This is a genomic window from Anaerobacillus sp. 63XJN7_5_ISO-PGPR-S23-430 (assembly GCF_056173695.1).
On sequence record NZ_CM149686.1, the window covers coordinates 2,992,075 to 3,006,565 of the forward strand.

General features: G+C 39.6%; 16 protein-coding genes and 2 other annotated features. Of the genes, 2 read left to right on the top strand and 14 right to left on the bottom strand.

All coding sequences use genetic code 11. The features are described 5' to 3' along the window. Nucleotides 1-56: 56 nt before the first annotated feature. Nucleotides 57-1,379: a cytochrome ubiquinol oxidase subunit I gene (locus AC0VYJ_RS15765; protein WP_475365589.1), complete on the top strand. Its 1,323-nt coding sequence runs from the start codon at nucleotides 57-59 to the stop codon at nucleotides 1,377-1,379. 33 nt (nucleotides 1,380-1,412) lie between these two features. Beyond that, entirely contained in the window at nucleotides 1,413-2,453 is a 1,041-nt protein-coding gene (locus AC0VYJ_RS15770; protein WP_475365590.1) for a cytochrome d ubiquinol oxidase subunit II, read from the top strand. 75 nt (nucleotides 2,454-2,528) lie between these two features. Here the strand turns inward: AC0VYJ_RS15770 and AC0VYJ_RS15775 are convergent, their stop codons facing one another. The 14 genes from AC0VYJ_RS15775 to ytaF form a co-directional block, all read right to left on the bottom strand. Then, the gene (locus AC0VYJ_RS15775; RefSeq protein WP_475365591.1) at nucleotides 2,529-2,810 is read right to left on the bottom strand and encodes a DUF1294 domain-containing protein; all 282 of its coding nucleotides are present in this window, start codon (nucleotides 2,808-2,810) and stop codon (nucleotides 2,529-2,531) included. Between the two features lie 163 nt (nucleotides 2,811-2,973). Then, nucleotides 2,974-3,330, bottom strand: coding sequence for a 50S ribosomal protein L20 (gene rplT, locus AC0VYJ_RS15780; RefSeq protein WP_098444486.1), 357 nt, complete (start codon nucleotides 3,328-3,330; stop codon nucleotides 2,974-2,976). Between the two features lie 45 nt (nucleotides 3,331-3,375). Further along, nucleotides 3,376-3,576, bottom strand: coding sequence for a 50S ribosomal protein L35 (gene rpmI, locus AC0VYJ_RS15785; protein WP_048312400.1), 201 nt, complete (start codon nucleotides 3,574-3,576; stop codon nucleotides 3,376-3,378). A 22-nt stretch (nucleotides 3,577-3,598) separates the two neighbouring features. Then, complete coding sequence (gene infC, locus AC0VYJ_RS15790) at nucleotides 3,599-4,102, bottom strand: translation initiation factor IF-3 (RefSeq protein ID WP_194219324.1); 504 nt, start codon at nucleotides 4,100-4,102, stop codon at nucleotides 3,599-3,601. A gap of 89 nt (nucleotides 4,103-4,191) precedes the next feature. Next, nucleotides 4,192-4,313, bottom strand: a sequence feature (ribosomal protein L20 leader region). Between the two features lie 177 nt (nucleotides 4,314-4,490). Beyond that, nucleotides 4,491-6,428: a threonine--tRNA ligase gene (thrS, locus tag AC0VYJ_RS15795; protein WP_194219323.1), complete on the bottom strand. Its 1,938-nt coding sequence runs from the start codon at nucleotides 6,426-6,428 to the stop codon at nucleotides 4,491-4,493. A gap of 42 nt (nucleotides 6,429-6,470) precedes the next feature. Next, nucleotides 6,471-6,686 (bottom strand) — a binding site (T-box leader). 56 nt (nucleotides 6,687-6,742) lie between these two features. Next, a complete protein-coding gene (locus AC0VYJ_RS15800) occupies nucleotides 6,743-7,579 on the bottom strand; it encodes a putative sporulation protein YtxC (protein WP_475365592.1) in 837 nt (278 codons plus the stop codon). Between the two features lie 101 nt (nucleotides 7,580-7,680). Continuing rightward, nucleotides 7,681-8,613 (bottom strand): primosomal protein DnaI, encoded by a 933-nt coding sequence (gene dnaI / locus AC0VYJ_RS15805; RefSeq protein ID WP_475365593.1) that lies wholly within the window; start codon nucleotides 8,611-8,613, stop codon nucleotides 7,681-7,683. Between the two features lie 15 nt (nucleotides 8,614-8,628). Next, the gene (locus tag AC0VYJ_RS15810; protein WP_283154270.1) at nucleotides 8,629-9,975 is read right to left on the bottom strand and encodes a replication initiation and membrane attachment family protein; all 1,347 of its coding nucleotides are present in this window, start codon (nucleotides 9,973-9,975) and stop codon (nucleotides 8,629-8,631) included. 73 nt (nucleotides 9,976-10,048) lie between these two features. After that, a complete protein-coding gene (nrdR, locus tag AC0VYJ_RS15815; RefSeq protein ID WP_404681390.1) occupies nucleotides 10,049-10,507 on the bottom strand; it encodes a transcriptional regulator NrdR in 459 nt (152 codons plus the stop codon). 73 nt (nucleotides 10,508-10,580) lie between these two features. Next, a complete protein-coding gene (locus AC0VYJ_RS15820; protein WP_475365594.1) occupies nucleotides 10,581-10,970 on the bottom strand; it encodes a cytosolic protein in 390 nt (129 codons plus the stop codon). A 152-nt stretch (nucleotides 10,971-11,122) separates the two neighbouring features. After that, on the bottom strand, nucleotides 11,123-11,512 hold the full coding sequence (speD, locus tag AC0VYJ_RS15825) for an adenosylmethionine decarboxylase (RefSeq protein ID WP_194219317.1): 390 nt from the start codon (nucleotides 11,510-11,512) through the stop codon (nucleotides 11,123-11,125). Nucleotides 11,513-12,018: 506 nt separating this feature from the next. Further along, nucleotides 12,019-13,047, bottom strand: coding sequence for a glyceraldehyde-3-phosphate dehydrogenase (locus AC0VYJ_RS15830; RefSeq protein WP_475365595.1), 1,029 nt, complete (start codon nucleotides 13,045-13,047; stop codon nucleotides 12,019-12,021). 171 nt (nucleotides 13,048-13,218) lie between these two features. Beyond that, complete coding sequence (coaE, locus tag AC0VYJ_RS15835; protein WP_194219315.1) at nucleotides 13,219-13,812, bottom strand: dephospho-CoA kinase; 594 nt, start codon at nucleotides 13,810-13,812, stop codon at nucleotides 13,219-13,221. Nucleotides 13,813-13,828: 16 nt separating this feature from the next. Then, the gene (gene ytaF, locus AC0VYJ_RS15840) at nucleotides 13,829-14,461 is read right to left on the bottom strand and encodes a sporulation membrane protein YtaF (RefSeq protein ID WP_194219314.1); all 633 of its coding nucleotides are present in this window, start codon (nucleotides 14,459-14,461) and stop codon (nucleotides 13,829-13,831) included. Nucleotides 14,462-14,491 lie beyond the last annotated feature (30 nt).

The following is a 14,491-nucleotide window of genomic DNA, read 5'->3' on the forward strand; positions in this document are numbered from 1 at the left end:
AATACGTGGACAATAAGGGGAGATTTAATCAGTTCGGTAATTGGAGGGGATAAATTATGGATGAACTCGTTATTGCTCGTTCATTATTTGGAATGACAATGGGCGTACATATTATTTATGCAACACTCGGTGTAGGCTTACCTTTAATGGTTCTTGTAGCTGAGCTCATGTATCAAAAAACAAAAGATAGAGATTATGCGATAATGGCCAATCGATGGACGAAAGGGTTTGCTGTTTTACTAGGGGTGGCGATTCCTACCGGAACCATTGCAGGTGTACAGCTTTCTCTCTTATGGCCAGGATTTATGGAAGTCGTTGGACGAGTGATTGCATTGCCCTTTCAAATTGAAATATATGCTTTCTTCCTAGAAGCTCTCTTTATGTCAATCTATGTTTATGCTGCAGATCGCCTTTCTCCAATCATGCGAATTGTGAGCGTAACGCTTGTTGCATTCGGTGCGAGCGCATCAGCTATCTTAATTACAAATGTCCACGCTTTTGAAGGTACACCAGCTGGATTTGAGATAGTAGACGGAAAGTTCGTTAACGTTGATCCATGGGAGGCATTCTTCAATCCTTCCTTCCTAGTTACAGCTGGACACGTAACTGTTTCTGCTTTAATGACAGGGGCATTTGTTATCGCATCGATTGCGGCATATAAAATGATTCGTCAACGAGGTAATACGAGAGAATATAAATTTCATCATAAAGCATTAATGATGGGGCTCGTTATCGGAGGGGTTTTTTCAATCTTGACCGCCTTAAATGGACATGAATCTGCTCAACAACTGTATCAATATCAACCTGAGAAACTCGCGGCGGCGGAAGGTTTGTTTGAAACACAAACTTATGCACCACTTGCTATTGGCGGCTACACCGATAAAGAAGAACGTGAGGTAAAGTGGGCAATTGAAGTTCCGTGGGCACTTAGTTTTCTATCCGACGACGCATTTGATACGGAAGTACTCGGTCTTGAAGAATGGCCTGAAGAAGAGTGGCCACCACTATTTGTCCATACCTTGTTCAATTCAATGGTCGGGATTGGTTCCCTACTCATGCTATTGTCTATTGTTGGGTTTACTTGGTACAAAATCCTTAAACGAAAAGAATTTCCACGCTGGCTTATGTGGGCATTTATTGCTGCAGGTCCGCTCGCCATTACAGCAATTGAATTCGGATGGATATTCGCCTGTACCGGCAGACAGCCCTGGATTATCTATCACGTTATGAAAACAGAAGAAGCAGTCACAACTTCAGGAAATATCGGCCTGCTCTTTGTTCTCTTTCTCATTGTGTATATCATTTTAATGATCTCAACAGTCCTCGTCCTTCGCTACTATTTCAATCGTAACCCGATTAGCGAGGAACTCGATCAGTAGGCACCTGCCTATACCGTTAAAAAAGAATAAGAGGTGAACCACATGTCAGAAGCATTTTACGCTATCACATTAATATGGGGTCTTGTTTTTATTTATGCGGTTATGGCCACAATCGATTTCGGTGCTGGGTTTTGGTCCATGATCTATTTAAATAAAAACAACACGAAAGCGACAAATATTGCGAATCGCTATTTATCTCCATCTTGGGAAGTAACAAATGTATTTATCGTTGCCATTGTCGTAGCTCTTTTCAGCTTTTTCCCTGGAGCAACGTTTACCCTTGGTACTGTCCTTCTCATTCCAGGGAGTTTGATTATACTATTACTTGCCCTTAGGAGTGCGTTTCTTGTATTTTCTCATTCCGCTTCTTCAAATTACAAACGCCTCTTAACCTTGATATCAGGAATAACTGGTTTTCTTATTCCAGCTCTCTTGATTTGCGTGTTGCCTATTACGCATGGCGGATTTATACAAACATCAAACGGGATAGAACGTCTTTTATTGGGTGAATTATTTACAAGTCCAAGTGTTTATGCTTTCATGGCCTTCGCCATCTCAAGCACGCTCTTTCTATCATCTCTGCTGCTTTCTGATTACTCTAACGTATCAGGAGATGAAGATGCTTATCAAACTTATAGAAGGGATGCTATTCTTGTCGGTCCAATCTCACTAGCGATGGCGGGTTTACTCGTTCTCACTATTCGAACGGAAGCTCCATGGCTTTATGACAATTTAATGGACTATGTACCGTGGTTAATTGGTTCTATCACAACCTTTGCAATCGGATATCTCGCTCTCTTTATTCCTAGAAAAACAGGTGTCGGTATTCCGAGGCTTGCTATGGTTAGTATCGTTACACAATATTTACTTGCTAGTTATGCTTATGGTTCAGCTCATTTACCTTATATCGTATATCCAAATGTAACGATTGAAACTGGATTCACAGACCCCGCTACATTTAGAGCATTAATCGTCACCTACATTGTAGCCTTCTTTATTTTAACCCCAGGATTCATCTACTTCTGGCGCCTTTTTCTGAAAGACAAAAGGTACCTTAAGCAAAATGAATCCTAATTGAAAACAAGTTCGTCTTATGAAAAAAAAAAGAACAATACACTAAATAAAAAAAACGCCCATTCGGCGTTTTTTCTACATATAGATGTATGCATAGATAACAAAGAGCACGAGATGAAGAGCTAATAGAGCGGGGATGCCATACACAAATTGCTTGTGTTTTGTTTTATGCCTAAAATTCTTCATTCCAGTTAAACCACCGAAGCTTCCTCCAAAGATAAATAAAAACCATAGCGTCTTTTCGGGAATTCTTCGCTTTCCATTTTGCGCTCTACGCTTATCGATCCCCATAGCTATGAAACTCCAACTATTGATGATCGCCAAATATATTCCTAATACAATTAAACCATCCAACACTTACTCTCTCCTCTATTATAACTTTTTTCAAAAAGGCTATGTTAATGAACGCTGTTGATTTTGACTCATTTACGCTCTGTGAGACAAAATTGAGAATCAACGATATAAGTAACATAGCTTACAAAAAAACCACCCTCAACATGTGAGGATGGTTTTAAAGAACTTATTTCAAGTTTTCTTTTGCTTTTGAAGCTAGTTCAGCAAATGCTTTTTCGTCATTTACTGCTAGTTCTGCAAGCATTTTACGGTTGATGTCGATACCAGCTGTTTTAAGACCAAACATCAAACGGCTGTAAGAAAGTCCGTTCAAACGAGCTGCCGCGTTGATACGAGTGATCCAAAGCTTACGGAAGTCGCGTTTTTTCTGACGACGGTCACGGTAAGCGTACATGTTTGATTTCATAACTTGCTGATTAGCAACTTTGAAAAGCAAAGACTTAGATCCGTAATATCCTTTTGCGAGTTTTAACGTTCTTTTACGTCTACGACGTGTTACGTAGCCACCTTTTACTCTTGGCATACTAAACCCCTCCTAATTTCTGTGTCTCAATAATATAATAACCGATTACTTCTTGTTGTAGATTAAAGTCTTAATGCGCTTGAAGTCACCTGCGGAAACAAGAGAAGCTTTACGAAGCTTACGCTTCTGCTTTTGAGACTTGTTACCGAACATATGGCTAGTGTAAGCACGGCTGCGCTTAAGTTTACCTGATCCAGTTTTCTTAAACCGTTTTGAAGCTCCACGGTGAGATTTCATTTTTGGCATGAGTGAGTTCCTCCTTCAAGAATTACTTTTCTGCGATAGGTGCCAAGATTAGGAACATGCTGCGTCCTTCCATTTTTGGTTTGGACTCAACAGTTGCAATATCTTTGCAATCTTCTGCTAGGTGCTCAAGCACCTTTTTACCGATATCAGAGTGTGTAATCATACGTCCGCGGAAACGGATCGATGCTTTCACTTTGTCGCCTTTTTCAAGAAACTTACGTGCATTACGAAGCTTCGTATTGAAGTCGTGTTCTTCAATGTTCGGGCTCAAGCGAACTTCTTTAACGGTAATGATCTTTTGTTTCTTACGCGCTTCTTTCTCTTTCTTCTGCTGCTCATAGCGGAACTTTCCGTAGTCCATAATGCGACAAACAGGAGGTTTCGCGTTTGGAGCAACCATTACAAGATCAAGATTTGCATTACGAGCCATATCTAATGCCTCAGTTTTGGATTTCACACCAATTTGGTTTCCGTCTGCACCAACTAGACGTACTTCCCGAGCACGAATGCCCTCATTGACGTTCATATCTCTACTAATAATCAGCCACCTCCATGGTTATTGTTCGATGATGATCATCTAACATGATGTCATTAAATGGTTTATATCCGGTTCAAAGCATAAAAAAAGCGTCGGCGCATACGGCACCCACACATTACACAATTATAAGAACAGTGTACCTGCAAACTACCAGTTACGGCGTCAATCAGGTGAGAAGCGGGCGCTTCTGCTTGCTTTGTTTCCGATATTTAATTACCTAAGACAGTATACCATGCTGACCAAATGTATGTCAAGGTGATAAGATTCGTTCGAAGTGCACTTGATTATCATAACGAATCTTTCCCTTTGTGACAAGTGTTTTTTGTAAATTTCTTTTCTATATTAATAAAAGACCGGCAATTATGCCGGTCTTACATTACTTCTTCTGTTTAATTTCTTCTTCAATTCTAGCTGTGAAATCATTCAATGAAACAGTCTCAGAATCCTGCTGGCTATAGCGGCGTACGTTAACCGCTTCACCTTCAACCTCTTTATCACCTACTACGAGCATGTAAGGAATTTTCTGCATTTGAGCTTCACGAATTTTGTAACCAATCTTTTCATTGCGTTCGTCAACCTCGACACGAATTCCTGCACGCTGAAGTTTTTTCTGAACGTTCTTCGCATATTCTAAGTGAACTTCTGATACCGGAATAATCTCCGCCTGGATAGGTGAAAGCCAAGTTGGAAATGCTCCTTTGTATTCTTCAATTAAGAATGCTACGAAGCGTTCCATTGTAGAAACAACGCCGCGATGAATAACAACTGGACGATGGTGGTTGCCATCTTCACCAATATAAGATAGATCAAATCGCTCTGGAAGTAGGAAGTCAAGTTGAACAGTCGAAAGAGTTTCCTCTTTACCTAGAGCTGTTTTCACCTGAACATCCAATTTCGGACCATAAAACGCCGCTTCGCCTTCAGCTTCCACATATTCGACGTTTAGGTCATCCATTGCTTCTTTAAGCATTCTTTGTGCTTTTTCCCACATTTCATCATTGTCGATATATTTTTTCTTATCTGCTGGATCGCGATAAGAAAGACGGAATGAGTAGTCACTGATGTTAAAGTCTTTATAAACTTCCTGGATAAGCTCGACAACTTCAATAAATTCTTGCTTGATTTGATCAGGACGACAGAAGATGTGAGCGTCATTTAGCGTCATCGAACGTACGCGCTGAAGACCTGCTAGCGCTCCAGACATTTCATATCGATGCATTGTTCCAAGCTCCGCAACGCGGTATGGAAGACTACGATAGCTTTTCAGATCGTTTTTATAAATCATCATATGATGCGGGCAATTCATTGGACGAAGAACAAGTTCTTCTGTTTCATCCATTTTCATCGGAGGGTACATATCATCCTGATAGTGATCCCAGTGACCACTTGTTTTATATAGATCAACATTTGCAAGGTGAGGTGTATATACATGGTTATACCCAAGACGTTCCTCAAGATCTACAATATATCGTTCAATCGTCCGACGAATAGTCGCCCCTCTTGGCAACCAAATCGGAAGTCCCTGTCCTACCTCTTGGGAAATAGTAAATAGCTTAAGTTCTTTACCGAGTTTGCGGTGATCACGTTCTTTAGCTTCTTCTAAAAGATGAAGGTATTCTTCAACTTGAGATTGCTTTGGAAAAGCTGTTCCATAAATGCGTTGAAGCATCTGGTTTTCGCTATCTCCACGCCAATAAGCGCCTGCAATCGAAAGTAATTTAAAGGCTTTAATCTTACTAGTAGATGGAACGTGTGGTCCACGACAAAGGTCAAAGAATTCACCCTGTTCATAAATTGTCACTTGTTCGTCAGCAGGAATAGCTTCTAATAGCTCTAATTTGAGCTCATCGCCAATCTCTTTAAACATTTTCTCTGCTTCACTGCGACTTACAACGATACGCTTCACTTCAAGATTTTCATTAATGATTTTCTTCATTTCTTTCTCAATCTTAGGCAGGTCCTCAGGCGTAATAGATACAGGGCAGTCAATATCATAGTAGAAACCACTATCAATAACCGGCCCTACTCCTAGTTTTACATCACTGTAGAGGCGTTTAATTGCCTGTGCCATAAGGTGCGCTGTACTATGACGAAGCACTTCAAGACCGTCTTCACTTTCAGGTGTTACAATTTCAATAGAAGCATCTTCTTCAATTTCGCGTCTCAAATCAAAAAGAACACCATTCACTTTTCCTGCAAGAGCCTTTTTCTTTAGGCCCGGGCTGATTGAGCTTGCAATCTCTTCCGTTGTTGTCCCTTTATTAAATTCCTTTACAGAACCGTCAGGAAACGTTATTTTTACCATTTCAGCCATGCTTCTTCACTCCTTTTTTTGCATATAAAAAACACCCATCCCAAAAGGGACGAGTGTTGATCTCGTGGTTCCACCCTGCTTCCCGCATAAGATAATAACCTATACGGCTCAGACTGCTGTAACGTAGCAGAAACGCCACCCCATTTCCAGGGCAGAGTTCAAAGGTGGTAAGTATGCTCGTCTCGCTAGGAAGTTCGCACCAATCCTTCCCTCTCTGAAAGCTAACAACACATCCCATGTCCTTATCGTAACAATTACGTATATGCGTGTATGTAGGTATTATAAGTAGTGTACATATGAAAATCAAGCTTATTTTAAGGATTGCCTGAAAAAAATAGTTTAGACATACGATACGGAAAAAAACTTAACCTTTCTTCAAACACATTTCGGATTGTTTGAACGAGCCCCTCATCGGAATCATCCGTGTAAATACAAACTTCTTCTGGAGCAAGCAGCAGAAGGGGAAATAGAATTTCAGAATCTATCTCATCTATGGTTAGCCCAACAGGAAGATCTTCCAACTTCCCTTCTATACCAGTTAATAGTGACCCATTCATATCAAATAATTGATATGTTTTATCATAAACAAGAACTACTTTTTTCTGAAGAGATTGCCTGGATCGCAATAGAATTCTTAAACCTTCAACGAAGTTTTGATATTCTTGTTCAAGTTTATATTCGTCAATCGCTTCTCCAATCAATTCATTTAGCAAAGCACGATAAGGACCCGTTCGAAATCTTAAAAAAGAATCAAACAAAATGGTTCCACCCTGTTCAATACACGATAATGTTGACTGAAGCAGTACGTCCCTTCGATTAGCATAGCGATGAGCACCTGGATAGTCTTCTTTATCCCCATCTCCAATACTTCGAGCAATGGATGTAATTTCACCAATTTCATCTTTATCTTGATAATAATACGTTGAAGTTAATAGCTGTTCCATCCAACGCTTCTCATAGAAGGTACTCACACAGTTAGCAATGCATTGAGAAATCTGATAACACAGTTTTGTATCATATGGGCCTATCGCAACAGAAAGACTTAACTCTTCTTCATTTACAATGACTGAGTCACCGATTTTAATGAACTTGTTCAATTGATCGAATACAAATTGGAAGTCATCTATATCAGTAAATGTTATCGAAACCAACGCATTCCCTCCTGTCCACTACCTTCTCATTAGAATCTATATGGCAGAATATGCGAAATGATGTATAGAACCAAAAAAAAAGCCTTCCGTAATGGAAGACTTTAAACTCGTCTATTTTTACCCTCTAAAAATACAGGCGTGGTAAAGTGCTTAATTCGCTCCATAATCCGCTTAGCTTTCGTTTCTTCAATTCCACTTTTATGGGAATAAGCTAAATGATCTTCAAGCAAAGCATAGTCCAGGTTAGATGAATACAGAGTTGGTAACCCCTCAGTCATACGATATTGTAATAAAGTTCCAAGAATATCATCTCGTACCCAACTTGAGATATTTTCCGCTCCAATATCATCAAGTATCAAGAGCGGTGTTTCTTTTAAATAATCAAGCTTTTCATCAATAGATTGATCTTGAATGGCGCTTTTCATTTGACGGAAGAAATCCGGAGTATAAATAAACTGAGAACGAACCCCTTTTTCTTTCGCCAGCTGGTTTGCAATAGCCCCGAGAATAAACGTTTTCCCTACCCCAAAACCTCCATGAATATAAAGCCCTTTAGTGGTTTCACCAGGAACGAAATCTTCTACATATTGAATCGCCGTCCCAATCGCTTCAATTCTAACAGGATCTTCATCATCCAAATCCGCGAAGGTAGCCTGAAGAATTTCTTTCGGAATATAGTAGCTTTGAATCATCTGATTACGCTTTTTGTTCTTATCATCTTCAATTCTTGTTGGACAACGGTTGTAGCGAATATCAATCACCGAACGATTAATAAATAGCTCAGGCTCGTACCCCTCCATCATATTAATGCAGTTCGAGAGACCAGGGCATCCTTCACATCGCTTTGCTTGTGTTGTATATTCATATAGTCTTGCAAGACTTCTATCAATTATTTTGTCATCGACCTCGTCATGCTCTTCAATAAATGCACGAATATCTTCATCGGCCATAATAGCCTTCTTCATCTCTTGGTACTGTTCCTGGAATTTCTTATTGCCTGGCATCTTGTTAAATGATTCCTGGATTGATTCCATTCTTGTTCACCCCGCTTATTTCTTATATTTACTTAGCATCTTTTTAAGCTGATCCTGTTTCTCAGATCGCTCCTCATGAGACATATCCGGTTCTTTTTGATCTGAAATCCATTCAGGCACTTTGTCTTTTCTAGCGGCAGGTTTCCCACGATTGGAAGAGCCTGTTTTTTTCTTGGCCGGTTGCTGAAGCTCTTTAATGGCAAGGTTCATTGCTTCTCTTACTGTCTTTACCCTTGCCCTTGCCCAGTGACTCGCAAACTTTTCTACATAATTCTTCGATAACTTCTTATCCTGCGTTTCTAGAATGAAATCAAGTAAGACATTCATAACACCAGGAGTCAGCTTTTGTTCATCCATTATTCGCTCCACAAGCTTCATATCTGCTTCAGAAGGTTTTCCCCCTTCAGCTGCCCGCTGAAGAATATCATATGGCGTCATCTGTTCATATCTCTGCGCCGCTTTCTCTTCTTCTGTCTCAGGTTCTTTCTTATGAAACTCTTGTAAAGAAACAGGTTGACTTCTATATTGGAGAGCAGGCACTTTGCCACGATTTTCAAGCGCGAACCAACTGCTTACTTCCTTTCGCAATAGATCATCAGAAAGTTCGTCATGGTGAATTGCAGCTTGTTCCACAATCCGGCCCATTTCATATGGTTCAATTTTATACACAAAAGCAAGTCGCTCAATCGTTTTCTTAACAGACTCTGTAAACATTTTCTCAGTGACAATCATATCAGAAATGTGCTGCTTCATCATATCGAAGTCGAATTGCGAAGAAGTAAAAACAAGGCCTTTATTTTCATCACGTTTCTCTATCGTTACTTCCTCTTCTACTTCGCTCATACCAGTCATTTCAGACGGGTGAAGAGAATCGTATACTTCATTAAATGATGCAGTCACGTCACTATACTCAGCTAGATCTGCCTTTTCCACTGTGAAGTGCTTTTTTAGATCATTGTATCGATTACGTCCTAATCGATTGAATAAATAAATATTCAGTACGCCATCATTGAAGAAGCGTTCCGGTGTGAGAGGAGCTTGCAATTCATAAGTAAAATGTCTAGGATCTCCACTGTCTTTTACATATGTTTTCAACAGGCCAATTCCTTCTAATTTACGTCTCTCTTCAAGTACTCTCTTCAAATCCCATCTCATCATAAGTAGCAAATTATGATGAGTCATTGTTGTAACAAAATGATTCTGCTGCTCATGAGCACTCCAGAGAGTCATATAAAGACTGTAGGCCGGAGCCCCGATTAAAGGTTGATATAACAATGTTAGTACTCTTCGATCATACTCGTGCAAAAGTCCGGATGCTTCAATCTGAAGCGTATCAACAGGAAGAAGTTCTTTCCAATGCATATGCTTCACCTTTGTATTCCTCATAATTTTTGAAACCGTACAAAAAAAGAGCTTACGCGAAGCTCCCCCTTTGTTATTCTGCTCTGTTAATTAATTCTTTTAATTCGCGGATAAAGACATTAATATCTTTAAATTGACGATAGACAGAAGCAAATCGAACATAAGCAACTTCATCAACCTTTGCCAGCTGATCCATAACAAGCTCTCCCACAACATCACTACTGATCTCGGAAGCTCCCTGATTACGAAGATCACGTTCGATTTCATTAACAATTGTTTCTAGAGTTTCAAGTGGAACAGGCCTTTTTTCACAGGCTTTAATTAAACCTCTAAGAATTTTATCCCTGCTAAACTCTTCTCTAGTTCCTTCTTTTTTCACTACTATAAGCGGTATTTCTTCAACTGTTTCAAATGTCGTAAATCGATACGTACACGATTCACACTCACGGCGCCTACGAATCGAACGGCCCTCGTGAACCGGCCGAGAATCAAGCACCCTTGTACCATTGTGATTGCAGTTGGGACAACGCATAAGATCATCTCCACTAAACGAACAAGATTTCTACTACTATTTTAGCATAAAATGTGTCAAGACACACCTACCCTTAAAACTGCTCAGAAATCCCTGTTCCGATTAACGTAAGTTTCTTTTTTAAATCATTATAAATGGTTGCAATGACTTTCTTACTGTATCCGAAATCAACTGGAAGTGGCGTCTCTGTTGAAACAGAGAAATCAACGGCAGTTCTATAAGCACGAACCGTGACAACTGTTACAACAATAAGGGCCTTTTTAGGACCTTTCACTTGAAAAACAAATTCTCCACGCTCCGGAGAATTCGTAACGATTTCACCTTTATAGTGTTGTTGAAGGACGGCTTTCGCTTCTGTAAAAGCCTGTTCCTTTGTCGCTTTAAAATAATGGGTTTTAAGAGCATCATTCGGATGTCTTTCCCCAGTTTCAGAACGGTTGCTAAAAAATTCTTTTATTCCCACCCCAGGTCCTCCTCTATTTTTTTTAAGAATAGCAATAAATGACTGATAAATCAATCACATTGAAAGGAATAGGACCGATAGGAAAAGCGAGATGTCTTCTTAGTGAATATAAAAAAAGAGTGCACTGAGCACCCTTTTCAATCATTGTATTATTATGAAGTAAACGCTGACTGTTCTTCTCTAACTTTAGGTTTGACCGGACCCATGCCTCGAGGAAGTTCAATGTTTTCTCGTGAATCTGCACCGAGAGCATCAGCAATATAGTTAGCCGCAACGTTCGGATCAAGATCTCCACAAGTATATACATCAATACTTGCATAACCATGTTCAGGAAAACTGTGAATCGTTAAGTGTGATTCAGAAATAATAACAACACCACTAACGCCTTGTGGAGCGAATTTATGAAATGCAACTTCACGAACCTCAGCACCGGACTTAAGAGCAGCTTCAACAAACGTTTCTTCAATAAATTTCATGTTGTTTAATTTTTCAATGTCACAGCCCCATAGTTCAGCAATGACGTGACGACCCATTGTATCCATAGCAAAATTCCCCCTTTAAATTTACTCATGCATTGATTAGCATGCGGTATCGAAAATCCACCACGGGGGAAAGTTAGTCCGATGAGGTCCTAACCCTTTAAGTAGTTTTCAATGCCAAATTGCTATAAAAGAAGTTCACGAAAAATAGTATAAGGCTTTTAAAATAGATTTGCAAGAATAAATTAAAGAACCTTTTTGTTAGTTCGTCGTTATTGAGCATTAAAGCTCATTATATTCTTATATGACTAATTTTATCCTATTAACTGTAGTATGATTCAATCATTCAAATATATTTGGTTTATCGTTAACTGCTCCTTTAACTAAGATGTGAATTTCGCGAGTACTATCATTACGTTATTTTACATACCGACTATATTAACGAGCCTTGTTGATTTTTGTAGTATTTACGCGCTGTGTCAACCCATTGATTCGAACAAAAATCGAGCTATCAATAACACAAGCTTATAAAAAAAGAAGCGGTGATATACCGCCTCTTCTCCCACTTTCTATACGATTGCTTTCAATCTCTCGGGTATTCTTTCTCCCACATACTTCGCCATATCAACAACTCGGCATGAGTAACCCCACTCATTATCGTACCAGGCAAGGACCTTTACTTTCTTATTCTCAACGACCATTGTAGAAAGTCCATCGACAATCGATGAATGATCATTTCCGTTGTAATCAATGGAAACGAGAGGTTCATCAGAGTAGCCAAGAATTCCTCGAAGCGGTCCCTCGGAAGCAGCCTTTAAAGCATCATTAACCTGATCAATTGTCACATCCTTCTCAAGATCTACTACAAGATCTACAAGTGAGACATTTGGTGTAGGTACACGAAGTGACATGCCGTTAAGTTTCCCCTCAAGGTGTGGTAAAACTTTAGAAATTGCTTTTGCCGCTCCTGTCGAAGTCGGTATGATTGACTGACCACAAGCGCGAGCTCTTCTCAAATCTTTATGGGGGTTGTCGATATTTTTTTGGTCATTCGTATACGCATGCACAGTTGTCATCATTCCCGAGACAACACCAAAGGATTTATCAAGCACCTGTACTACAGGAGCAAGACAGTTGGTTGTACAAGAAGCGTTTGAAAGAACGTGATGTTTTTCATTTTTGTATTCGCTTTCATTTATGCCCATCACAATTGTAAGATCTTCATTTTTACCAGGAGCTGTTATGATTACCTTGGTAGCACCCGCATCAATATGATAGGCTGCTTCTTCTCTTGTACGGAATTTACCAGTGGCTTCAATCACAATATCGATCCCCATATCCTTCCAAGGAAGACTTTTCGGATCACGGTTGTTTAAAACAACAACTTTTTTACCATTAATTTTTATCCCGTTTTCAACAGGGACTACTTCTCCATCAAATGTACCGTGAATGCTATCATATTTAATTAAATGGCTGAGCGTTTCCGGCGGATAGCTAGCGTTAATTGCCACAACTTCTAAACTATCTTCCATAATTGCCTTTCTAAATACCATACGCCCAATTCTTCCAAAGCCATTAATCGCTACTCTTGATTTCATCCAGCGTTCCTCCCGCCATATATGTGTTATACTTATTTCCCCTATCACAAAATTAGTATAACATATAATATGCAATTGAAAAGATTAATTTACACTATTTTTGTAAATCGTCATATATCTGAGCAATCGTCTAAATAAATACAAAAAAACACGCCAGAAAGGCGTATTTTTTTAAATGATTTTCCATTTAGTTAGAATGTTCCTAAGCTGCTTATCTGTTTCTTCACGTGTTCCCATATTATCAATCACTTCATCAGCAAGCTTTTTCTTCTGTTCGATAGGCAATTGAGAATGTATGCGATCAGTTGCCTCTTCTTCTGTACTACCGTCTCGCTCCACTAATCGTTTCAACTGGACGTCAGCATTAACATAGACAAGAAGTGTTTGATCTACCATATGAGTCAGTTTACTTTCAAATAACAGCGGAATATCGAATACCACGTGAGCGTTTCCTTGTTCTTTATAAGCTGCAGCTTCGTCAAGCATTCCTTTTCGAATAGCGGGATGAAGAACACGATTTAATTGCTTACGCTTGTCATCGTCCTTAAAGATAACAGAGCCAAGCTTCTTCCGATCAAGCCCACCATTATCATCCTTCATTTCCTCTCCAAACAAACGAAAAATCTCTTCTAGAGCTGGCTCACCAGGTTCAACCACTTTTCTTGCCATCACATCTGCATCAATTATTGGTATGTTATATCGGCGAATCATTTCTGCCACAGTACTTTTTCCACTAGCAATTCCACCGGTAAGTCCTATATCCATCGTATCTTCTCCTTTCCTACATTCTCATAAAGCCCAGAATGATGAGTAAACACCCTGGTAAAAAAGAAAGTTTATCCATCCATTTAATATTTGAAGTGAAGTTACCAAACTTAAGACCTAAAAGCAGGAATAACGAACTCATACATGCGATTAAAAGAGAAGTTTCAATTGGTGGAAACCCAACCATTGACGCACCAATCCCTGCTCCAAAGGCATCTAGCGACAATGCTGCACCGAGCATGATAGCTTCAATACCTGTAATCGTACCGGAGTCATCAAAATCGGCTGTTGTCGGCTTTCTTAATATACTGATGACCACTCCAAGCGAGCGAATTTCATAATGAAGAAGGATTCGCTCTGAAACAGTTTTTTCTGCTTCTTTATTGTTACGAAACATTTGATACAGCACCCAGCCACCAAGCGCAATAAGGATGCCGCCTCCAATACGCTGGGCTAATATATCTGATATCCATAATTGTAAAAGGGACCCAAACCCCATAGCGACCAACATGGAGACCGCCGAAAAGATTGAAATAATGAGAATTGACTTAAAAGGAATCCTCATTCTTCGCAAGCCATAAGTTAAGCCGACCCCAAATCCATCTACACTTACTGCAAGTGCTAAGAAACAAAGAGAAACCCAGTACATAGGCGAGCTCCTTCCATACTAAAATCTTAA

Bases quoted from the DNA above. Each gene is read 5' to 3' on its own strand.
- speD (WP_194219317.1), bottom strand. From the start codon at position 11,512: ATGGATACAATGGGTCGTCACGTCATTGCTGAACTATGGGGCTGTGAC.
- rplT (WP_098444486.1), bottom strand. From the start codon at position 3,330: ATGCCAAGAGTAAAAGGTGGCTACGTAACACGTCGTAGACGTAAAAGA.
- AC0VYJ_RS15765 (WP_475365589.1), top strand. From the start codon at position 57: ATGGATGAACTCGTTATTGCTCGTTCATTATTTGGAATGACAATGGGC.
- thrS (WP_194219323.1), bottom strand. From the start codon at position 6,428: ATGGCTGAAATGGTAAAAATAACGTTTCCTGACGGTTCTGTAAAGGAA.
- infC (WP_194219324.1), bottom strand. From the start codon at position 4,102: ATGAACGTCAATGAGGGCATTCGTGCTCGGGAAGTACGTCTAGTTGGT.
- coaE (WP_194219315.1), bottom strand. From the start codon at position 13,812: ATGGATATAGGACTTACCGGTGGAATTGCTAGTGGAAAAAGTACTGTG.
- AC0VYJ_RS15810 (WP_283154270.1), bottom strand. From the start codon at position 9,975: ATGCATTGGAAAGAACTTCTTCCTGTTGATACGCTTCAGATTGAAGCA.
- nrdR (WP_404681390.1), bottom strand. From the start codon at position 10,507: ATGCGTTGTCCCAACTGCAATCACAATGGTACAAGGGTGCTTGATTCT.
- dnaI (WP_475365593.1), bottom strand. From the start codon at position 8,613: ATGGAATCAATCCAGGAATCATTTAACAAGATGCCAGGCAATAAGAAA.
- rpmI (WP_048312400.1), bottom strand. From the start codon at position 3,576: ATGCCAAAAATGAAATCTCACCGTGGAGCTTCAAAACGGTTTAAGAAA.
- ytaF (WP_194219314.1), bottom strand. From the start codon at position 14,461: ATGTACTGGGTTTCTCTTTGTTTCTTAGCACTTGCAGTAAGTGTAGAT.
- AC0VYJ_RS15830 (WP_475365595.1), bottom strand. From the start codon at position 13,047: ATGAAATCAAGAGTAGCGATTAATGGCTTTGGAAGAATTGGGCGTATG.